General features: G+C 51.8%; 18 protein-coding genes. 6 read left to right on the top strand and 12 right to left on the bottom strand.

What is annotated here, in order from left to right; translation table 11 throughout:
• The 4 genes from L1I42_RS02105 to L1I42_RS02090 form a co-directional block, all read right to left on the bottom strand.
• Entirely contained in the window at positions 1-1,275 is a 1,275-nt protein-coding gene (locus L1I42_RS02105; protein WP_236112851.1) for a TRAP transporter large permease, read from the bottom strand.
• A complete protein-coding gene (locus L1I42_RS02100) occupies positions 1,272-1,751 on the bottom strand; it encodes a TRAP transporter small permease (RefSeq protein WP_236112850.1) in 480 nt (159 codons plus the stop codon). Before L1I42_RS02100 ends, L1I42_RS02105 begins: the two co-directional genes overlap by 4 nt.
• 77 nt (positions 1,752-1,828) lie before the next feature.
• Complete coding sequence (locus L1I42_RS02095) at positions 1,829-2,791, bottom strand: sialic acid TRAP transporter substrate-binding protein SiaP (protein WP_236112849.1); 963 nt, start codon at positions 2,789-2,791, stop codon at positions 1,829-1,831.
• 47 nt (positions 2,792-2,838) lie between these two features.
• Positions 2,839-3,603: a FadR/GntR family transcriptional regulator gene (locus tag L1I42_RS02090; protein WP_236112848.1), complete on the bottom strand. Its 765-nt coding sequence runs from the start codon at positions 3,601-3,603 to the stop codon at positions 2,839-2,841.
• Between the two features lie 209 nt (positions 3,604-3,812).
• Between L1I42_RS02090 and L1I42_RS02085 the strand changes: the two genes are divergently transcribed.
• The gene (locus L1I42_RS02085; protein ID WP_236112847.1) at positions 3,813-4,718 is read left to right on the top strand and encodes a dihydrodipicolinate synthase family protein; all 906 of its coding nucleotides are present in this window, start codon (positions 3,813-3,815) and stop codon (positions 4,716-4,718) included.
• Here L1I42_RS02085 and L1I42_RS02080 read toward each other — a convergent pair.
• The 8 genes from L1I42_RS02080 to L1I42_RS02045 all read right to left on the bottom strand — a co-directional run bounded on the left by L1I42_RS02080 (position 4,715) and on the right by L1I42_RS02045 (position 14,659).
• Complete coding sequence (locus L1I42_RS02080; protein WP_236112846.1) at positions 4,715-5,746, bottom strand: LacI family DNA-binding transcriptional regulator; 1,032 nt, start codon at positions 5,744-5,746, stop codon at positions 4,715-4,717. The two genes, L1I42_RS02085 and L1I42_RS02080, sit on opposite strands and share 4 nt — an antisense overlap.
• Positions 5,747-5,754: 8 nt before the next feature.
• Positions 5,755-7,458 carry an amylo-alpha-1,6-glucosidase gene (locus tag L1I42_RS02075; protein ID WP_236112845.1) on the bottom strand — a complete coding sequence of 568 codons (1,704 nt, stop codon included), beginning with the start codon at positions 7,456-7,458 and terminating at the stop codon, positions 5,755-5,757.
• Between the two features lie 3 nt (positions 7,459-7,461).
• Complete coding sequence (locus L1I42_RS02070) at positions 7,462-8,274, bottom strand: carbohydrate ABC transporter permease (RefSeq protein WP_236112844.1); 813 nt, start codon at positions 8,272-8,274, stop codon at positions 7,462-7,464.
• Positions 8,267-9,202, bottom strand: coding sequence for a carbohydrate ABC transporter permease (locus L1I42_RS02065; protein WP_236112843.1), 936 nt, complete (start codon positions 9,200-9,202; stop codon positions 8,267-8,269). Before L1I42_RS02065 ends, L1I42_RS02070 begins: the two co-directional genes overlap by 8 nt.
• Positions 9,203-9,226: 24 nt before the next feature.
• Positions 9,227-10,456 carry an ABC transporter substrate-binding protein gene (locus L1I42_RS02060; protein WP_236112842.1) on the bottom strand — a complete coding sequence of 410 codons (1,230 nt, stop codon included), beginning with the start codon at positions 10,454-10,456 and terminating at the stop codon, positions 9,227-9,229.
• Positions 10,453-11,619, bottom strand: a complete 1,167-nt coding sequence (locus L1I42_RS02055; RefSeq protein ID WP_236112841.1) for an ABC transporter ATP-binding protein — start codon at positions 11,617-11,619, stop codon at positions 10,453-10,455. The genes L1I42_RS02060 and L1I42_RS02055 overlap by 4 nt, the downstream gene beginning before the upstream one ends.
• A 150-nt stretch (positions 11,620-11,769) precedes the next feature.
• Positions 11,770-13,728 (bottom strand): beta-galactosidase, encoded by a 1,959-nt coding sequence (locus tag L1I42_RS02050; protein ID WP_236112840.1) that lies wholly within the window; start codon positions 13,726-13,728, stop codon positions 11,770-11,772.
• A gap of 538 nt (positions 13,729-14,266) precedes the next feature.
• Complete coding sequence (locus L1I42_RS02045) at positions 14,267-14,659, bottom strand: response regulator (RefSeq protein ID WP_236112839.1); 393 nt, start codon at positions 14,657-14,659, stop codon at positions 14,267-14,269.
• 235 nt (positions 14,660-14,894) lie between these two features.
• On the opposite strand from L1I42_RS02045, the gene L1I42_RS02040 reads away from it, so the two are divergent.
• Genes L1I42_RS02040 through L1I42_RS02020 form a run of 5 tightly spaced genes read left to right on the top strand, consistent with a single transcriptional unit; the run spans position 14,895 to position 22,138 of the window.
• The gene (locus L1I42_RS02040) at positions 14,895-17,978 is read left to right on the top strand and encodes a CHASE domain-containing protein (RefSeq protein WP_236112838.1); all 3,084 of its coding nucleotides are present in this window, start codon (positions 14,895-14,897) and stop codon (positions 17,976-17,978) included.
• A gap of 8 nt (positions 17,979-17,986) precedes the next feature.
• Entirely contained in the window at positions 17,987-18,403 is a 417-nt protein-coding gene (locus L1I42_RS02035) for a response regulator (RefSeq protein ID WP_236112837.1), read from the top strand.
• Positions 18,404-18,420: 17 nt separating this feature from the next.
• Positions 18,421-19,599 (top strand): response regulator transcription factor, encoded by a 1,179-nt coding sequence (locus tag L1I42_RS02030; protein ID WP_236112836.1) that lies wholly within the window; start codon positions 18,421-18,423, stop codon positions 19,597-19,599.
• Between the two features lie 27 nt (positions 19,600-19,626).
• Positions 19,627-20,688 (top strand): HEAT repeat domain-containing protein, encoded by a 1,062-nt coding sequence (locus tag L1I42_RS02025; RefSeq protein WP_236112835.1) that lies wholly within the window; start codon positions 19,627-19,629, stop codon positions 20,686-20,688.
• Positions 20,681-22,138 carry a glycosyltransferase gene (locus tag L1I42_RS02020; protein ID WP_236112834.1) on the top strand — a complete coding sequence of 486 codons (1,458 nt, stop codon included), beginning with the start codon at positions 20,681-20,683 and terminating at the stop codon, positions 22,136-22,138. The genes L1I42_RS02025 and L1I42_RS02020 overlap by 8 nt, the downstream gene beginning before the upstream one ends.
• The last annotated feature ends 104 nt before the right edge of the window (positions 22,139-22,242 follow it).

Here is a 22,242-nt window from a genome sequence, read left to right as displayed (position 1 = left end):
TTACCCCATCAAGTTTGGCAAGCCCGTGGCCAATACTGGGAAGATGCACACCAAAATCAACACAATAATGGGCGGGAGGAGCCAGGGCAGGATTGATTTTGCCAATTTGAGATAAGGAATATTGCCGACCTGCGCCACCACAAACAGGGCCATGCCCATGGGTGGGGTCAAAATCGAGATCATCAGATTAAGCACAATGATGATACCGAAATGCACAGGATCAATACCAAAGCTGATGGCGATGGGCACCAATATCGGCACAACAATCAGCAGGATGGCCAAGCTTTCCACCAGACAGCCCAGCACAAAAATCATCAAATTGACGGCAATCAGAAAGCTGATCGGATCGTTGGCGATGGACAGAAAGAGCTGTGCGATTTGCTGCGGTGCCTGTTCCCGCGCCAGCACATAGCCAAGCAGGCTGACGCCGGCAATAATCGTGGCGATGCCGGCAGAGGTGCTGGTGGTTTCGTAAAGCGCAGTCCAAAGTCGCTTCAGGGTGAGTTCACGATAGAACAACAGGTCGATCAAAATGGCATAGACCACGGTGATGGCTGCGGCTTCGGTGGGGCTGAAATAGCCGGAAAAGATGCCCCCCACGATCACCACCGGGGTGAGCAAGGCGGGTAGCGACTTGATGAACAAGGTGCCGATTTCGCCATAACTTTTGCGCGCATCTGTCGGATAGCCCCGGCGTTTGGCCATAAAATAAACCATAACCATCAACGCAATTGCGCACATGACACCGGGCACAATGCCGCCCAAAAACAATTGGCCGATCGAGGTGTTGGAAACGACCCCATAAAGCACCATGGTGATGGAGGGCGGCACCAGAGGACCGATCATGGAAGACGCGGCGGTGACTGAGCCGGCAAACTCTTCATCATAGCCAGCGTCGCGCATGGCTTCGATTTCCATTTTACCCAGGCCGCCCGCATCCGCCAGGGCTGAACCAGACATGCCGGAGAAAAACAGTGAGGCCAGCACATTCACATGCCCCAGCCCGCCCGTGATGTGACCAACTAAGGCGCGGGCAAAACCGAACAAATGGTGCGTGATGCGCGACGAGTTGAGAATGGCGGCGGCCAGAATAAACAGCGGCACGGCGAGCATGGGAAAGCTGTTCAACCCGTCCACCATGCGCTGCACGGCAAAAGTGAGGCCCATGCCGGTATAATAGAAATAGCCCATGGAGACGAAAATCATCGCGATGCCAATGGGCACACCCACCAGCACCATCAAAAGCCAAGCAAGGCCAATAATACTCAAAATCATTGGTTTTCCCCCTTGGCCTTGAAGGTTTGAACCTGCTGCCAAATGCGTTGGGCAATGCGGAACAGCACAAAGAAGGACGCCACAAAGGCGGACGCGTAAAGCAAGGCATCGCTTGTCGGCAGGGTCACGCTTTCATTGCGCCAGGTGCGCAAAATGGTTTTGTAGCCAATAAAGCTGAGATGAACCATAATGCCGAAATAGATCAGATCGATCAGCAAATAGAGCGCCGCTTGCACTTTAGCCGCGAGCATTTCAGCCAAAAAACCCATTTTCAGCTGGGCATTTTGCCGCTCAACTTCGGGGATCGCGAAGAACGCCATCCACACCCAAAGCCAACGGGCGACCTCCTCGGTCCATACCGGCCCCGTCACCAAATTGGTGCGCCCCAGAATTTGCAATAATATCACCAATATCAACGCGACAAACAAAAGGGTCGCTATGGTGCCTTCCAAACTATATTTGCGCTCTAGGTTCATGTGATCTCGCTTTAGGGTTTGGGGGTGAAGTTGCCTCCACCCCCGGTTAAGGCATTTAAGGAGTTGTGATGGACTGACTAATTCCCGATCACTTTTGCAATGGCGCCTTCACCAAACTCAGCTTCCAGCTCATCATAATAAGGCTTCATTGCTGCGCGGAATGGCTCCAGATCCGGCTCGGTAATGGTCAGGCCTTTTTCCTTGAAGCTGTCGATCAAATTGGCTTCGGCTTCAAAGGTCAAATCGTTGGAGACTTTGCCACCCGCCATCACGGCTTCTTCAACCCACGCTTTTTCCTGGTCGCTCATGCCGTTCCATTTGTCCGCAGATATCTGGATCGCGGCAGACGCCACAAAGTGGTTGGTCATGGCGATATAGTCCTGCACTTCATAGAATTTCATCGCATCGATGGTGGGCAATGGGTTTTCTTGCGCATCAACCTGATTGGTCTGCAGCGCCAAATACACCTCCTGGAATGCCACCGGCGCCGGAGTTGCGCCCACATTTTCGGCATAGGCGATCAGGAAAGGCACATTCGGTGTGCGCATGCGCAACCCGGCCATGTCTTCAATGGAATTGATCTGCTTGTTCGATGTGGTTTGGCGGGTGCCGTAATACCAAACATCCAAAAGCTTCACGCCTTCATCCTGGAATTTGGCGTCCATTTCCTGGCCCCACGGCCCGGCAATGATTTCCTTCAGGTGATCGTAATCTTTCACCACATAAGGCGCGCCGATCAATTTCAGCTCTGGAATGATGTAGCTCATGTCCGGATAGCCGGTCATCACCATATCCAGCTCACCGGCCTGCACCTGGGCCACCATGGCCTTAAAGTCACCCAATGTCGCAGAGGGGAAGAGCTTTACGCTCATTTCACCGCCAGAAACCTCTTCCAACTTGTCTTTGAAGGCAACCGCGCCTTGATAGACGTTGGAGACTTCGTTGTCCTGCATGCCAAAAGTCAGCTCTGCTGCCTGCACACTCGTCGTTGCCAACAAAATTGCGGTCAGGCCGCTCAATGTTTTGGTCGTGATGTTCATCAATTTCCTCCATTTATGATGATTGGCAAAGACGGTGCTTGCCAATTTTAGGTCAGCCCTTTGGCTGCCAATTCTGTTTGATTTTCACTTAGGGTGGATTTGGGCACACTCAAACGTGCCCGATAAGACCGCGCCAAATGCCGGTCTGTAATGTTGGTGGCGGTAACAACATCGCCATCCAATATCGCTTGGTAGATGGCCCGATGCTCTTCATAGGCCATGGTGTCGTACCGCTCCGGATCATCCGTGGGGGCACGTCCGGCAAGCAAAGCGCTCACAAACATGTCGTGCAATTTGAGAATGATCGGATTGCCCAGCACCGAGACGATCGCCCGGTGAAACGCGATGTCAGTTTCAGCAAACTGTGTCGAGCCAATCGCCTTGTAGTTCGCTTCCAACGCGGACTGTAGCTTGGTGATTTGAACATTATCGGCTTTTAAGGCTGCTTCACGGGCAGCCCCTGCCTCAATAAATTGCCGCATCTGTTCGAGGTGCGCGCCGCTTTCGGCATCCCCTAAAATCTCGCGCAGGTGCATTCCCGTGGTTTGCAGCACGGTTTGAATAGAGGGGCGCGCAGCACGCGGGCGGCGCCCCGAACCGGTTTCCACATAGCCGCGCATTTGCATTTGCGCCAGCGCTTCACGCACGGTGGGGCGCGACGCTGAAAAGCGCTCGCACAGCTCACGTTCGGTGGGCAACGCCGTATCTAACGCAATTGTCCCGTCTCGAATTTCATCGATCAAGGCATCAGCAATCACGTCGGCGGCTCGACGCTGTTCCTTTTGCTGATGGTCAATGTCCCTTAAGGCCATTTAATCCTCCTAATTTGGCAATGATGCTCTCTTAGATACGCCGTTTGCCTATCTGGCCGCAAGCATTTGCCTTACCATTTTTTATTTTTGGTATTACCAAACAAAATAATTGTCAAACAAAAATTTGTGTTTTAATGATGTTTGGAGTTGCTAAACAGAGCTAAGCCATCGCGAAACTGTGAAATTGGCTGGAAAAACTGGAGGATAGGATGAAGACCCAATTGCGCGGCATGTTTGCCGCCCTCATCACCGCAATGGAGGACGATCAGTCCTTTAGCCCCGAACGACAGGCCAAAGTGACCGAAGCGGTGCTCGGACAAGGTCTTGATGGTTTATATGTCGGTGGCAGCAGCGGTGAATCTGGTCTGTTGAGCACGACTGAATTGTTAGACCAGCAGCAGGTGGTGGCTGAAGTTGTGCCACAAGGGCAAGGCACGCTAATCGCGCATGTGGGGGCACCAAATCTCCGCGATTCGATTGCGCTGGCTCAAAACGCCGAGCGACTTGGATTTCATGGACTTTCCGCTTTGCCCCCGCACGCCTATCCCTTCACAGACGGCGAAATTATCAACTATTATCGCGCGTTGAGCGCCGCCACCGCGCTCCCAATGATTGTATATGAAGTGCCAGTGCGCACCAACCGGCCTTTACCTTTTGAGGTCCTGAGCAGCATCCTTCAGTTACCCAATGTGGCGGGCATTAAATTTACATCTCAAGATCTTTTTAAGTTCAGTCAACTTAAGGCCGCACACCCCGACAAGATTTTCTACTTCGGATTTGACGAAATTTATCTGAGTGCAGGCGCTCTGGGCGCACATGGTGGCATCGGCTCAACTTATAATGTTATGGGCAAATTATATGCCGAGCTGAACAGGGCAATTTCGGCCGGTGATCTTGCTGGAGCCCAGCAACTTCAAGATGTTTCTCAGCAATTTGTTGGTGAGCTATTAGAAATGGGCGTGCTGCCCGGCATTAAGGCCATTTTGCAAGCACGTGGTCTGAACGCGGGCCCCACACGGGCTCCATTATGCGCGTTGAGTGACAAAGTCACTCAGATTGCCCAACGCATGGCCAACGATTCTCGTTTTGCGCCCTGGCTGATTGACCACTGCTAACTGTGTAACTCATCCGATGAGCGTTCAATCAGGTCAGGTACGAAGAGCTTTTGCAGTTTTTCCGGTGCTTCACCGTTAAGCAAGTTCAACATGAACTCACCGAGCGCCTGGCTGGGCTTGGAAATCGGCAAATAGCAAGTGGTGATGGGTGGTGAGAAATATTGCGAAACGTTCAAATCGTCGGTCGCAATCACCACCGCATCGCGGCCATGTTCGTAGCCCCGAACATGGAAGCCGGACAAAACGCCCATCGCGGTTGCTTCATTGGCACAAAAATAGGCGGTTGGCGGGTCGTCGAACATCGACATTTCGAAAAATTGCTCACGGCCAAAACCAGGCGTGAGCTCACCATTTGCGATCAAACTAGGGTCAAACGGCAGGCCAGCTGCATCGAGCGAGTGGCGATAGGCGCGCTCCCGGTCGTGCGAATACATCAGAACCGAATCGGCGTTCAGCATCGCAATCCGACGGTGTCCCTTCGCGATCAAACGCTCAACGCATATCGAGACAATCCGCTGGTTATGCGTATCCACATAAGCGTGCGGGCGCTCAAGCTCGGTCATGCCATAGGTGACAAATGGAAAGTCTTGCTGCTGCATATACTCAACGCGCGCATCCCGGGCGCGGGTGCCTGGCAGAATGATGCCATCGGCTTTGCGATTGGCGACAATGCGTTGAATGATCTCGAGGCTTTCATCATATGAACTGGCCTGATATTGAACCACGCGGTAGGGCGTATCAGCGAGCACATCTGACACGCCATAGACCAATTGGGCATAGCCTACCCCGCCCCATTCATCATCATGAGGTGATGAGATCACTGTGATCATCGCAATCTGATGCGTTTTGCCAGTGCGCAACTGCACGCCGCTCAAATTCATCTCATAGCCAAGCTTTTTGGCAACATCCAAAATCTTGTCGCGGGTGTTCGGGCGCACTTGCGGCGAGCCGTTGAGCGCCTTGGAAACGGTTGCCGTGGACAGGCCCGTTTCTTTAGCGATTGTTTTGATCGTGGGGCGCGGTGACATATACCTACTCAATTCTCTTCCCCAAAATCGTTAGCCAAAAGTTGGGCAAAACGCAAATAAACCGCTGATGTCCAAGCAAAAGCTTTGTCCCGAAGGCCTGCACCACTCAGCGCATCAAAATTTTCAGCCATGCCGGATGTTGCGCACAAATGCTGGTATTTTTGCATGATCTCACGGGCGCGTTCGCGTTCATTTTGCGCCAGTAACCCCTCCACAATCAGCAGTGTGGTAGGTGCCCAAATCGGGCCGCGCCAATAGCCATCAGCTTCGTAAAACGAACTCCTTGGCGATTCTGTTGCCAGCCCCCAGGCGGTGACCATACCCAATTTATCAAGTCTCTGGAGCAATTTAGCGGTGACTTGATGGGGCAACTTATCGCCCAGCAAGAGGGGCATAAACTGAATGAGGCTCTGATCGGGCAATTGTTTTTCGGTGTCATGCACCAAGCGCACCTGGAAGGTCGTGCCGTCCCACAATTGATCCATCAATAGCGAAATCAGCTGTGCTTCTTGCTGTTTATATTCCTGTGCTTGCGCCCCATCACCAGCGCGTTCGGCCAATTGCGCTATGGTTCGGGCCGTGAGCGCCAGAAATGTTGGCAAATCCGGGCCAATCACCGGGCCACCTTCAGCAAAAAAGCTGGCATTGTCCCAGCCACTATCATTGCCGTGGGCATAGCTGGGCAGCGCGTTTTCATCCGCGCGGGTATGGATCATCCAATATCTATATTGGCGCACAAGTTTTTGCCGCAAATAATCCAGTTGCGCTGGGGTGAAAATCTCCGGGTTGCGCTGCCGCATCAAGCCGATCGCCCAACCATGTACCGGTGGTTTGGTAAAGCTGAACGACGCGCCTTGATCGTGTACAAAATCCGGCAACATGCCGCTTTGATCCTGATGATCAAAAATGGCGGCGAATTGATCAAAGGCCAGTTGAGGATCATTATCCGCCACACCGATGGCGGAAAAAGCATTGTCCCAGCTCCAAATGTTGATCATGTGGTTTTTGGACATATAGATTGCCGGCGCGGTCAATTGGCCAGTTTTGGGCACACAATTGGCCCACAGGAGGTAACTGGCCAGGCGCGGCGCCTCGCCTTTAAGTGCCAGCCGCCACTTGTTGAACGCCGCGGCGCTTTCCGTTCGCACCTGATCAAAATCAGTTGAAGGCAGATCGGGCGCCAAACGTTCGTGCAACAGCAGGCCGGCATCAATGGCCGCTCCAGCAAAGCGTATCTCAACATTGTCCGCGTGATCGCGCCGCCATTGGCCGGACACCTTGATTTGGCCCTGATGCGCAAAAGGTGTCAGGCGTAAATTTTCACCTGCAGCCACCACACAATCCGCGCCATGCGCTGTTCGATACGCATAATCGTAGCGTGATCCTTCAAGGGCGAAGACCACCGCGACTTTTTCCGCTTCGAAATGCAAAGTCTCGCCTTCACCGACGGCAAAAGCGGCGGTGCCTACCTGCTCTGCTCCGTCGAACAAGCTGATCTCCAGCGCGGCAGGTGTAAGATCGTATTTTGGTGACAATTCAAGACCCGCCTCATCCTCAAAGCGAATGCGGCACAATCTTCCAAGGCTCCGGCGCTCGTCGCCACCCGCAACATAACGCAGATAAAGGGCGCGATCTGCGCCCTCACCCATCATCGACAATGTTGTAAATCTTTGATGCCGAGAGAACGGCACCTTGTCGAAATCAAACAGCATTGCCTAGCCCTTCACCGACGACCCGATTGCGCCATCCATGATGTAGCGTTGGGCAAAGAAGAATAGGATCAGGGGCGGGATGCACAACAGGACCGTGATCGCCGCGATAGAGGTGATGTCTGTTTCGTGCAGGCCTTTAAACATGGAAAGCCCGAGGGTAAGTGTATATTTCGACTGGTCGTTGAGGAAAATCAGCGGCCCGAGATAATCGTTCCACGCATTCATAAAGTGGAACGTCCCCACCAACACCAAGGCCGGCATCATCAACGGCAAATGGATGCGCCAATAAATTTGCCAGCTGTTTGCGCCGTCCATGCGCGCTGCTTCGTCGATTTCAATGGGCACGGTCATAATATATTGCCGCAACAAGAAGACGAAGAACGCTTCGGCAAAATAGGCCGGCACGATCAATGGCTTGAGCGTATTGATCCACCCAAGCATGTTAAATTCCATATAAAGCGGGATCATTTTCACATCCCACGGGATCATCATGGTGGCGAGCAAAATGATGAAGATCACATCCCGGCCTTTAAAGTGGAAGCGGGCAAAACCGTACGCCACGAGTGAAGATGAAAAAAGCTGGCCGATGGTCGACATGACCACCACGATGGCGGAGTTTTTAAAATAGACATCGAAAGGCTGTTTGAACCAAGCCGTGATGAAATTTTCCCACTGCACATCAGATGGCCAGAATACTGGCGGGTATTGATAAAGCTCCGAAACGCTTTTCACGGCGGTGATAAAGGTCCAGTAAAAGGGCAGGATGAACATGGCGGATAAAAAGATCAACGCGCCATATGTAAAGGCTCTAAGCATCTTTATTGCCTCCCTTTTTCATTTCGCCTTCATAATAAACCCAGGCGGATGAGGATTTCATCACCATCATGGAGAGCGCCAGAATGATCAAAAACATCACCCAGCTGTTGGCGGCGGCATAGCCCATTTCGAAATGCTTAAAGGCATTGTCATAAATATACATGGCGAAGAAATAGGTGCTTTCGAGAGGCCCGCCGCCCGTGAGCAACAAGGCGATGGTCAATTGTTGAAACGCTGCAATGATTGAAGTGATGAATGTAAAAAGCAGCATGGGCGAAAGCATTGGAATGGTAATAAAGATCAGACGCGCCCAGCCCGGCACGCCGGACATCTTTGCGGCTTCATATAATTCTTTTGGAATAGATTGCAGGCCGGTCAACAAAATCAGCATCGTGCCACCCAGCCCCCACAAGGACGCCACAACAATGGCCAGAAGTGCCCAGTTCGGATCGCCCAACCAGTTTGGTCCTTGAATACCGGCCAACCCCAACAGGAAATTCAAAATGCCATATTCGTGACTGTAGATCCACGCCCAGATCGTCACCAAGGCCACACCCGAGATCACACTCGGCAAGTAAAAGATGGTGCGGAAAATTCCGCTACCGATCACCTTTTGATTGAGCAAAACGGCCAGCAGCAAGCCGAGCACAATGTTGAACGGCACAAAGAACAAGCCAAATTTGATGGTAACCCACAAGCTGTCCCAGAAAAGCGGGTCTTGGGTCAGCATCACTTCATAATTCTGGGTGCCGATAAATTCACGGTCGCCAACCACGGGCCAATCGTAAAAGCTCATCACAAAGGAGAACACCAACGGACCGAGGGTGAAGAAGAAGAAGCCCAATATCCAAGGGGAGATGAACAAATATGGCGTGAGTTTCTCAACGAATTTTTGTCGTTGATACTGCCGATCATAAACTCCAGACATAATATCCATCTCCCCTATCGTGGGTTAGTTTAGGTGACGCTTAGAACGGGCTACAGCGTCATCCAAATGCTTTTTCGCATTGCCTTTTTCGATCATTGTGGCTTCAATCGCGCGCTCAAGGTTCGCTTGGATTTTGCCCCAATTTTCATGCTTCAGGAATGCGTTTGACTCGCTGTCGGAAACCGCCAGCATGTCAAAGAATGGTTTGAAGATCGGGTCACTTGTCATCTCCATTTCTTCAGCAACGCTGGTACGGATCGGCAAATCATTTGTGCGCAATTTCACCGCTTCAGCAGAGGAGAAGAATTTGATGAATTCCCAAGCCAGATCTGGGTTTTTGGTGTCCTTGGCCATAGACATGGCTGACGCGCCAATGGACGAATGCACAGGCTTGTCGCCAAAGGATGGCAGCTTCGCCACACCATAATTGATGCCCGCTTCGTCAAAGCCTCCCTTGGACCACATGGCGGACTGATACATGGCCAGTTTTTCGCCCTTAAACAGCGCGGAACCTGAGCTATTGTCGCCAATGCCGAGCACCACTGCTTCTTCATTCGCCGCCATATCGGCAAACATGGTCAACACTTCCACCGCTTCTGGGCTGTTCATATAGCCATCAACAGCGGAACCGTCCTTTGCGATGAAGCGTGTGCCGTTGGACCAGAAAAACTGCTCATAGTCGAAAGGATCGGGCTTCGCTTCAACAGCAAAGCCATACACTTTGTTCTCTTTGTCCCGGAATTGAGCCGCTTTCTCGCGCAACTCTGCCCATGTCCAATCTTCGCTGGGCATCTCAACCCCAGCTGCTTCGAACATATCCTTATTGTAGAACACCACATGGGTGGTGAACCCCGCTGGCATGCCATAGGCTTTGCCGTCGATCCGCGTTGTGTTGATCAGGCCGGGCGGAATGTCGTCCAAATTCATGGCCTCTGCGTCGCGCGCCATAAACTCGTCAAGCGGCATCAGCGATGTATAATATTTTGGGTAGTTCCACATATACATGACGTCTGGCGGGTTGCCTGCGCCGAAAGAGGCGATCAGTTTTTGGTCATACCCATCCGCATAAGGCTCGACCTGTACTTTTACACCGGGATTGGCCGCCTCAAATCGACGTGCAATTTCTTTCTGAATTTCAAGGCTCTCGTCGCTATCCCACGTGGCAAAGCGAATGGTTTCCTCCCCAAGGGCCGTACCTGACAACGCAGCAACGGACAATGCCGTCGCTAGGGCCAGTTTTTTCAAATGCTTCATTTTTCCTCTCCTTTTTGCGCTGCACCATGCAACGACTTTTGCCGATCAATCAGTGATCGTGTTTCCGCGTCCAGTTCACGCGGATATGCCTGCCCCTCCCCATTGAAAATGTGGCAATGCTGAGCAGGAAATTTCAGAAAAACGTGGTCGCCCGTCGCTGCCGGATGTGTGCCGCGGGCAATCGCGACAAAGTCCTCGCCATTGTCGAGACGAATATGAACCTGGCTTTCGGTGCCCAAGCGCTCAACAAGCATCACTTGGCCGCTCATATGGGCTTCGTCCTGCGTCACCAATTCAATGTTATCGGGTCGAATGCCCAGCTTGTGTGGGCCAGCGACATTTGCGGGAGATGTCTCGAGCGCAATTGTGATGTCACGGAATAAATCGTCGGCACTCACCTTGAGTTGTTTATCGCCCGCGGCTTGGGCTGCGACATCAAGGAAGTTCATTTTGGGCGAGCCGATAAAGCTGGCAACAAACAGATTTTGCGGTGCGTAGAACAGCTCTAATGGCGTACCGAATTGCGCCACTTTGCCTTGATCGAGCACCACCACACGGTCGGACAAGGTCATGGCTTCAACCTGGTCATGGGTCACATAAATCATGGTCACGCCTAGCCGTTTATGCAAGTTGGCCAGCTCCACCCGCATGGTCACGCGCAGGCCCGCATCCAAATTGGACAAAGGTTCATCAAGCAAAAACAGTTTCGGGTCGCGCACAATCGCCCGGCCAATGGCCACACGTTGACGCTGCCCGCCGGACAATTGCTTTGGCCGCCGTTTCAATAGTTCGGTAATCTGCAAAATGCGGGCTGCGTTTAGCACGCGCTCCTCAATTTCCGCCTTTGGCACCCCATTGAGCGACAGGCCGAATGAGAGATTTTTATAAACATTCATATGCGGATAGAGCGCATAGTTTTGAAACACCATCGCGATATCGCGTTTAGCGGGTGGCAATTTGCTGATGGGCTGACCGCCCAACACCACCTGTCCACCATTTATGTCCTCCAGACCTGCGATCGAGCGCAGCAATGTGGTCTTTCCGCAGCCCGATGGGCCGAGAAAACTCACAAACTCACCATCACGGATATCTAAATCAATCCCCTTCAGGACTCGAAGATTGCCGAATTTCTTTTCCAATCCGTCGATCTGTACGCCTGCCATGTCCCATCCTTCTCCCGGCATTTGTCAAAAATATAAACGTTTAACTTAAGTTGTAAAGTATTAATTCAATTAATTTAGAATTGATGTGAACCACAAATTTTTATGATTTTATTACAATAGGTTATGTAGGAGCGCCAATTGCTCTGGTCGCTATTCGCGCCAAATGACCAGGTCGCGCGGCCCGACTTTTGCCTCGCCCAGCAATATCTTAGCATCTGCTGGCACTTTGATATCGACAGCGTCCTCGCCGAAATTGAAGGCGAAGCTTAGCGGACCTCTTTGTGTGATCCGCACATTCGCATTCAAAACCGAGCTAGGCACATCCGCCCACGCCAGCAGCTTCTCGACCACCCGGTCCAGCGCGCCTCCAGAAAAGTTTGCGGCGCCATACCAGCACTTTTCATTTCCGAGCAGGGCTGGAGACTGATCTCTATGATTTGACTTAAAGCGCGCCAACACCGGTTCATCGCTTTCAACACATTCACGCCAATTTCCGAGAGAGAAATCTTCACCATCTATTTCGACACGATCCAGATTATATGCCGGCAAAGACTCAACCCGCTTCACTTTCACATCAATCAATTGCGCAAATGCCCCGGGCGGCAAATTGTCAGGTATATGCATATTTTGAGTTTTGCTGCCCGAGCGCGCGCCGAGATAGACCTTTGCCTTGCTCGCTGCCAGCTTTTGCGCAACGTCCGTGTCTTCCAAAATCATGTCCGGCAGGATCACGAGCGCATAGGCCGTTAAATCGTTGTGCGGGCCCACAATGTCGACATCCACGCCTCTGGCGGACAAGGCCTGATACCAATTCATCATATTGCGGGCGCTAGAATAATCCGCACCTTGCGGCAGACTTAGAGATGCCCAACGGGACGCATAATCGAGCATCAGCGCGACCTTCGCGGTTGTGCGGTCCGCGATATTGTTGGGCAAGCGCGCCACTTCTTTGGCCACCTGCGCGACTTCAAAAAAGGCTTGATCCGGCTCATCATTGGGCAAGAGCAGGCCAGCATGGAATTGTTCCTGCGCGAACTTCGATTGCCGCCAACGAAAGTAGACGACCACGTCAATGCCATGCGCAAAGGCCAACCACGTCCAAAGTCGCACCATCCCATCGTGGGGCGACTGGTTGTGTGCCGCCCAGTTTACGGGGCCTGGTTGCTGCTCCATAATCCAAGCACGCCCCTGCCCGGCCTGTCGGTATAGATCGTTGTTAAACGCTGGCTGGTCGATGATGCCGGTGCGGAGCATTTGCGCTTTTTCAGCCTCATCCATTTTCCCGTGAATGAGTGCGCCCATCGGGTAACTGTCCCAGGACGCAAAGTCCAAGTCTTGCCCCACTTTATAATGATCAAAATCTGAGTTGTGCCCCATGAAATTGTGGGTCACCGGACGACCCGGCGCATATTTGCGCACGATATCGACTTGCGCTCGGTTGAATTTGATCACCTCGTCTGAGGCAAAACGCTGATAGTCTAGCAGGTGGGTCGGGCTGGGTTCTTCCACCAAACTATTGGGCAATTCAATCTGATCAAAACGATTATATTTCATGCTCCAAAATACCGTACCCCACGCCTGATTCAGCGCATCAATATTCTGGTAGCGGTTGGCAAGCCAGCTTTGGAAGGCTTTTTTTGCATTTTCTGAATAGCTATGAATGGTGTCGTGATCACCATATTCATTGTCAATTTGCCACGCTTTAACAATGGGGTTAGCGCCATAGCGTTTGGCGTAGGCCGCAGCAATGCGCACAGCATGCTCGCGATAAATGTTGCTTGAAAAACAATAGTGCCGACGGGCGCCAAATTTGCGCACACGACCCTGCGCATCAACCGGCAGAATTTCTGGATGTTTATCGACCAACCATTTTGGCGGCGCAGCTGACGGGGTGCACATGACCACTTTCAATCCAGCTTTCCCCAAAATATCGACGGCGCGATCCAGCCAATCCCAGTTAAAAACGCCTTCTTCTTCCTCGATCAGCGACCAAGCAAACTCACCAATCCGCACCCAAGTGAGGCCAAGATCAACCATCCGCTGAGCATCGCGTTGCCACATTTTTTCCGGCCATTGTTCCGGATAATAACACACACCCAACTCAAGCATATACTCACCTCACAGCCTCTAAACGCAAAATTGAGCGCTATAGGAATCAAAATCTGATCCTCTATATGGCACACCTCAACAAAAATATAAACGATTATATTTTGATTTTTGACCGTTAGGATTTCAGGACATTTAATCAGCAAAGCTGGCCCGAAATGACGAAGGTACTATCACAAAAATATCAACGTGACCGAAGAAACTGGCAAAAAGACATCGCGTATTGTCGCTGCCAGATCACAACGGCACATCTTTTCACCACCACCTCGTCTATGAACCAACCAAGGGAAGCGCCTACTGCATTTCTGGCGGCATGGCCTTCTTTCATTAAGAAATAGTCGAGACGCTTTTTTCCATTACCTGCCCCATTGGCCCTACAGCCAAAGTTCACACCTGACGGTTGCTAACGGCCACGCGCAGATAACCGGTCGCTATATGCCATTCTGCAGTTAACCTATGGCAACCGGCGTCATGCTGCGCTCGTCAAAGGGCATTGCGGATCGAGTTTGATCAAACGCGCGGAGCCCATGCAACTGAAACGCTAGCCCGCCTGGCGGCGGGTTTCTGCCAGCATCATGGTCATGGATTTAACCGCTCCAATCAATTCTTCGGGTTGCGGCGGTTTGGCCAAATACATGTCTGCACCCAACGACTTTCCATATTGAATATCGTTTTTGCTCGCGCGTGAGGTAAGCATCATCGTTGGAATGCTTGCCGTGGCCTCTGATGACCGCAAATGCCATAGGAATTGGTAGCCGTCGATCATCGGCATCATCACATCCACGATGATTGCGTCGGGGATGATGGTCTTTAGAATATCCAACCCGCCTTGGCCGCTTTGCTTCGCCAAAACACGATACCCCTCGCCGGTCAACAATTTACTCAAGAATTCGATTATTTGCGGATCATCATCAATAATTAGAATTGTAGCCATCACATACCTACTGTTGCACACCTTCATGAATAGAGGTGAAAACGCTTATATTGGTTGCGACCTTTTACTTTTATTTCTAAGCAAAAATGACATTTTTAAATATTTACAAATTATTAACTATAATAAAATCCAGAGAACGCGAGATTAACTCTAAAGAAAACGTTTTAACTCGAAATAATTAATCAGGTGGCGTCTCGCATGTTGCCGCAACTTAATATTGTTAAGGATTGCGCAAATGAGCGCCCGTTTTGATCTTCGCAAGTTTGTTCTTTATTCTGGGCTAGTCGGGTTCGGCACCATTGTCAGCTTGGCGTTAAACACGCCCTATTCGACCCTACCGCTGCTCTGGCTGCCCACTGGCATCGCGACATGGATGTTTCTTTCCTGTTCCAAAAAATGCGCCATTCCCTTCGGTATTGGCACTGCGGCAGGATTTTTGCTTTACATCGGCATGGCGGGCGCACTTGGCGGGGCAATTTTTGCAAATATCACCATCCTGGCAATTTCAATTTACGCACTCATCACGGCGGGATTGGCGTCTCGTCTGATCCGAAAAACCCTGATGGCGAAGATGAGCAAACGACTTGGGCAAAGCAAATCACAACAGATATTTCTCACAACGCTTGTTTGCGCCGCCCTCGCAGTGCTGCCCGCATGGGCAATTCAGCAGTTTGGGGCCAAAGGTGATGAAAGCTTGGCCCTAACAGCTGTCAGACTTTTTGGAGCAAATTGTTTAGGCATCATCGCCTTCATCCCGCTGATTGTGGGCAAAGTGCAGCTGAAGTATTTTCAGGACACCAACAAGACGCGAAACCGACGCGAATATTTGGCTATATTGGTGCTGATCCTAGCAATTTTTGGCACCACTATTTTCGCTTGGTACACGACCAGCACCAGCCTGATGGATAAAAACAATGAGCGCTTTGATGCGTTGGCTGAAGAAAGCGAAAAGGCCCTCAAAAATCGCCTTTTGTCCTACGAAGACGCTATTTTGGGCGGGGCAGGCCTTTTTTATGCCTCAACCGAGGTGTCGCGCCAGGAATGGCGGGAATATGTGAACGCACTTGATGTGGTCAATCGTTATCCGGGCATCAACGGTATCGGCTATATTGATCGGGTACCTGCACGCGAAGTTGACGCCTTTATTGCGGCACAGCGCAAAAGTGGGGTCCCTGACTTCAAGTCACATCCAGAAGTTACGCACGATACTTATTATATCATCAATTATATTGAACCGTTGGCCATCAACGGTCCCGCGCTTGGTTTGAATATTGCGTTTGAAACCAACCGAAAAACAGCTGCCGAACTGGCGGCAAGAACCGGTAAATCTGCCATTACCCAACGCATTTTGCTCGTGCAAGATGCGGAACAGACGCCAGGCTTTCTGCTGCTATTTCCCATCTATTCCACCGGCGTGTTTGACCAAGACACGGACCCTGAAACCGATCTACTCGGTTGGGTCTACGCTCCCTTTATCGGCAAGAATCTCCTCGGAGATCTCACCGCCAGCCAAGGCGAGCGCATTGGCATCAACATCTATGATGGAGCCACGGCAGACGTGACCAAGCTGATCTTTACAGAAGATGGCCGTTTGGATGCAACGCCGGACAATCAGCCGATCTATAAAAAATCCGCGACGTTCAATATTATGCAACAGGATTGGACGATTGAATGGGTCAGCACAAAAAGCTTTGAGACCACTACGATCGACTTCCAAGCCGAACTTATTCTGATTACCGGCATTGTGATTGGCGGCTTGCTCGGCCTGATGCTGGTATCCATTGCTCATCGCGCTGCCAGCATTCAGACAGAGGTTGATCGCAAGACCGAGGAAATCAACAAGGCGCGCGGTGGACTACAGGCGGTGTTGGATACGGTGGTCGACGGTATTGTTGAACTGTCATCCGGTGGACGCATTTTGGCCTTCAACCCTTCTGCTGAACGGATATTCGGCCACAAGAGCGAGGATGTGCTGGGCAAGCCCTTCGCAACGCTGTTGGCCAAACATGACCGTGCAAAATATGAAGCCTATATTGCCGCTTCCGATTTCCAGTTTGACGAAAAGGTGATGGCCGGCGGCATTACCATTTCTGGTCGTCGGAGCGATGGCACTATTTTTCCAATGGAACTGGCCGCCAGTACCGTTAAAATCGGGGATTCCCGCCGCTATGTTGCCAGCGTGCGCGATATTACTGATCAGGTCGTAGCGCAAAGAGCATTGGAGCTGAGCGAGAAGACATTCCGTCAGACCATGGAACAAGCACCTATCGGCGCATTTACATTTTCACCCGAAGGGCAACTTCTGCGCGTCAATCAGGCAGTGCAGGAACTCTTGGGATATAATGAACAGGAACTGCTCGAGCTCAATTTATTCGACCTGGCACATCCCGACGACCAAGCTCAGAACAAGTCGCAAATGTCTGAGCTGTTGGCCCATAAGGACGAAACAGCTTCAATTGAAACACGCCTGATCGCCAAGTCGGGCCGGGTGGTATTTACCGAAGTGAATATGTCGGTTGTAACGAAGGCCAGCGATGAACCTGACTATTTTATTGCGCAGATCATCAATATGACTGAGCGCAAGGAAATGGAGCGTATCAAGAACGAGTTCATTGCTACAGTTAGTCACGAATTGCGTACACCGATCACCTCTATTTCCGGCTCCCTCTCGCTCATCATCGGCGCGTTTAAAGATGAGATTTCGCCGCGCGTGCATGGCCTTTTAACCATCGCCCAACGCAACAGTTCGCGCTTGATCGGGCTGGTCAACGACATTCTGGATATGGAAAAACTTGGCAATGGCGGCATGCATTACAAGATGGTCGACGTCAACTTGGCCAACAGCCTGCAGCACATTGTGGAAGACAATAAATCCTATGCGTCCACTTTTGAGGCAGATCTGGTACTTGAACCCGTTTCAGACGACTTGACAATTAACGTCGATGAATGGCGGCTCAATCAGGTCCTGTCCAATTTCATTTCCAATGCGGTAAAATTCTCCAAAGCCGGTGGCACGGTGCGTGTCTGTGCCAAACAGTATAGCGACACCGCTCGGATCAGCGTCATCGATAACGGCATTGGCATTTCCAATGAGTTTCGGAACCGAATTTTCACCAAATTCGCTCAAGCTGACTCCTCCACGACCCGGGAAAAGAGCGGCACCGGCCTTGGACTGATGATTTCCAAACAATTGGTTGAGCAAATGGGTGGTGAAATCGGTTATGCCTCAGAGCCCGGTGTAGAAACCGTTTTCTGGGTCGAATTCAAACTTCAACGTCATGACACAGACAGCGCAAAAGCACTGCAAAAAGCTGGATAGGAAAAAAGATGGGTGCAGCACAACAAACTGAGATAGCAACAGGCCATATTCTGTGTGTCGATGACGAGCAGGATATCTTAAGCATTGCCAAAACTTCGCTCGAGGCAATTGGAGGGTTTCAAGTAAGCTGTTGCAACAGCGGGGTTGAAGCCCTTGAATGGCTGCAAAAAGGGCGTCCCGATTTGGTGCTGCTGGATGTGATGATGCCGAATATGGGTGGACCTTCCACGCTGAAACAAATTCAGAAATTGCCGAATTGCAAAGACCTGCCCGTGGTTTTCATGACCGCACGCGTGCAACCGCAAGAAGTTGAAGCCTATCTGGCGCTAGGGGCGTCACAGGTCATATCCAAGCCGTTCGATCCAATGATGCTGTCCGAGCAAGTACAAACAATTTTAGATCAACAACAACCGCATGCGGAATAAAGATCAGGTGCACCAACATGCAAAATGAGATGGATAAATTCGCAGCAGCTTTGCATGTTTTGCGCCGGACTTACATCAAAGACCTCTGGCAGCGCGAGGATGTGGTTCTGGACGCGTTGGCAAAACTGGATGCGGATCAACTTGTCGGCAGTCATCTTAGCGCATTGGAGGTTGCTGCGCATAAGCTGGTCGGCACCGGACGCACCTATCAATTTCCACAAATCAGCGAGGCCGCGCGTGTTGTTGAGGACTTGGTGCGCGATGGGCAGTCATTTGACAAGGCCCTGCTCCACCCGGCGCTGTTGCACTTGCTCGAATGCTGCGCTCAGGCCCGTGAACAATTTGAGCAGGAAGATGTCGAAATCGATGCTGACGCTGAACACGATCAGTTCGACGCCATTGAGGCTGTCGACGCGCCGACCTTACCGTCAGTGTTGATTATTGATGATGACCCGCAAACACGCGACCTGCTCAAACAATTCATCTCTGAATATGCCCGTTGCACGTTGGCTGAAGATTCAGCGCACGCGGAGCACTATATGGCTGAACAAGCCTTTGATCTGGTGCTGTTGGACAATAAGATGCCAGGTGAAAAGAGCGGACTTGATCTGTTGAAACAGATAAAGGCGTCGCCGGACTTAAGGCATATGGATGTGGTGATGATCACAGCCAGCGGAGAGCCGCACGCCGTGCTGGAATCTCTCACTGCCGGGGCGGCTGACTATGTGATTAAGCCTTTTGATGCAGAGGTGGTCGCCAGAAAACTGAAAACACGGCTAAATCACCTGCAACAGACTATTATGCTAGTGGATGACGACCCGGCTGTGCAGAATTTGCTGACAGCGAAGTTTCGCACGCTCGGGGTAAAGTGCGTTACATTCGACGATGGTTTGGTGGCCCTCGACGAGATGGATAAAGTCAACCCCGACCTTATCATTCTTGATCGTATTCTGCCGGGACTTGAAGGCATGGCCGTTCTGCATAAAACGCTGGAAAAAGAAAATTTCAAAGACACGCCCGTGGTGATGCTCAGCGCCAAACGCGACAATAAAGACATCATGATGGGACTTCAATTTGGGGCGGCCGACTATGTGGTCAAACCCTTCAATCTGGATGAACTGGTGCTTCGCTGCCAACGGCTTTTGGAACGTTCCACCCTGCTCAACCGTCAGCAAGACACGGCCCGACAGGCCTGATCCGCGCCGCAATAGAGGAGAGTACTTTTGCGCGAAAGCATTCTTACCGCCATCTGGTCACTCTCTGCCCTGTTGGCAATTGGCGCGATGTTGATCTTGATCTTTCTAGTTGTGCGACGCGGCCTTATGCCCAAAGTAGATCAACGGTTTGGGGAGCAGCGCAGGCAACTCGAACAGCTTTTGGTTTTGGCAGTGAACAGCCCAATAGATTTGAGCGATGCACTCAAACCAGACATAAGCCATCGTGACCATGGCATGGTGCTGGCAGCGGCGCTCGATATGGTGCGCTCGGTATCTGGAGCGGAAACCGAAAAAATGGCCAAGATTGCCGAACGTTGGATTGGGCGCGCCGACTTACTCGCCATGTTGCAGAACGGGGGGCGGGGGCGCAAAATCCAAATTCTAACCTTGATGGCCCATTTGGATGATGCCCAAAGCAAAGATTGTTTGTTTGAACATTTGACCCACGCCGATCCATATGTACAGCTCGCCGCCCTCCGCGGTCTGGCGCGGCGGGTCCATGGCGAAGAGCTCGAAAGAGTGTTTAACCACCTCCATGCCATCGCCCGCACAAATGCGGCGTTTATGGCGGATGTTTTGACCCAGTTCGGCACGCGCAGCGTGCCCTATCTGCTGGAGCTTTTGCCCAAGCAGGGCGATGAGAACTGGCTGGCTGCCGTACTGATGGCTTTGGGCAATGTCGGCGATTTGCAATTGGGGCGGATGATCGCCGGCTATGCGAACCACTCATCACCCCAGGTGCGTCGTGCGGTGGCGATTGCGCTGGGCGAACTGCAGGATGGGCAAGCCATCGACAGCCTTTTGATGCTTGCGCAGGATGCGTTTACCAGCGTACGCCTGCCTGCCATCACCTCGCTTGGTTTGGTGCAGGTTGACCGCGCCTATGCCACCTTGCTTGAAACGCTGGACGACCCGGAATGGTGGGTACGGTTTCATGCCGCACAGACCCTTGTTAAAACCGGCGCGCGCGGGCGAGCGCTTTTGCAAGCCTATATCAACACCAATGGCCCCAACGCACACATGGCCCAACTGGTGATGCAGGAACAAGGAGAGCTGCAAAGTGCTTGAACAGTTCACATCACCGCTTGGTGACTTTTTTCTCGCCCATATCATTTGGGTCTACGTCTTTCTCGGCATCATTTTTGCCATTGGTATATTGCAAAACCTGATCAGCGCCCTGCAATTGCCCGCAGCCTATTCGGAAATGCGTCGGCACACGCAAGCCGAGGACAGTGAGACGACCTGGCAATTGCTGATTTCGGAAGAAGTGATGCCCATTTCGATTCTGGTCCCCGCTTATAATGAAGCTGAGACCATTGTCGCAAACCTGCGCTCGATGTTGTTCTTGCAGTTTCCCAATATCGAAATTCTGGTGGCCAATGATGGATCAACTGACGATACGCTCAACGTGTTGATTGAGGCCTTCGACCTCAGGCCGGTGGCTCGAGCGCATGAGTTGACGGTACCCCATGCCCCAGTTCGCGGCGTTTATGGTTCCCCTGCCTATCCACAGCTTTTGGTCATCGACAAGGAAAATGGGGGCTGCAAGGCCGATGCCGTGAATGCGGCGCTCAATTTCTCGCGCCATCCCCTCTATTGCGTTGTGGACGCCGACTCGTTGTTAGAGCCAGAATCCTTATTGCGCTGTGTACGCCCCTTTATGGAGGAGCCTGAGCAAATGGTCGCTGTTGGGGGGACCATCAGGGTTTTGAATGGCTGCACGGTGAAAAACGGTCGCATCACCAAGATTGATCTGCCGAAGAAGTTTTTGCCGCTGGTGCAAACCATGGAATATATACGTGCCTTTTTAATGGCGCGGTTGGCCTGGAGCCACTGGGGCATGCTCTCGATCGTTTCGGGCGCTTTTGGTATTTTTCGCCGCGATCTCAGTATGAAGGTGGGCGGCTGGTCGAGCGACACGATTGGCGAAGATTACGATTTTATCGTCAAGCTTCACCGCTATCTCTCAGAGCAGAATATCGACTACAAAATGCGATATGTGCCGGAGCCGGTTTGTTGGACAGAGGCTCCTGAATCCCTAAAAGTCCTGCGCACACAACGCACCAGATGGCAGCGGGGCGCACTGGAAGTCGCCGCGAAAAACAAAGACATGTTTTTCAACCCGAGATATGGTCGGTTCGGCATGGTGGCCATGCCCAACAATCTCTTGGTAGATGTGATTGGGCCCATTGCAGAATTCATCGGCTATCTGGCCTTCCCCTTCCTCTTTTTTCTCGGGGTGTTGGATCAGGCCTTTCTCCTTGCCTTTTTGGCTATCTTTTTCATATTTGGCACCTTCATAAGCGTCAGTACTCTCATCCTTGAAGAATTAGAACTGGCGCGATCCCCACGTGCCCGCGATCTTTTAAAACTTGGCTTGGTCGCCCTGATTGAGAACTTCGGCTATCGACAACTCAATAGCTGGTGGCGGATTGTGGGCTGGTGGCAGTTCCTGCGCAAGGTCGAGGGATGGGGCGAAATGCCCCGCCTCGGTACAAGCGAGAAAAAGGCTGGCTAAGTTCCATCAATCTTTGTTGGGCCTTTCTTGCTGCACCAAGGCATGAGATGGAAACCCCTAGGGGACGCAAAGTAAACGCGAATTGCAAAACGGCCAATGCTGGG

It is taken from the genome of Maritalea mediterranea, assembly GCF_021568695.1.
GTDB lineage: Bacteria > Pseudomonadota > Alphaproteobacteria > Rhizobiales > Devosiaceae > Maritalea > Maritalea mediterranea.
Note: the sequence above shows the minus strand (reverse complement) of the source record. Positions and strands in the feature narration are given on the sequence as shown.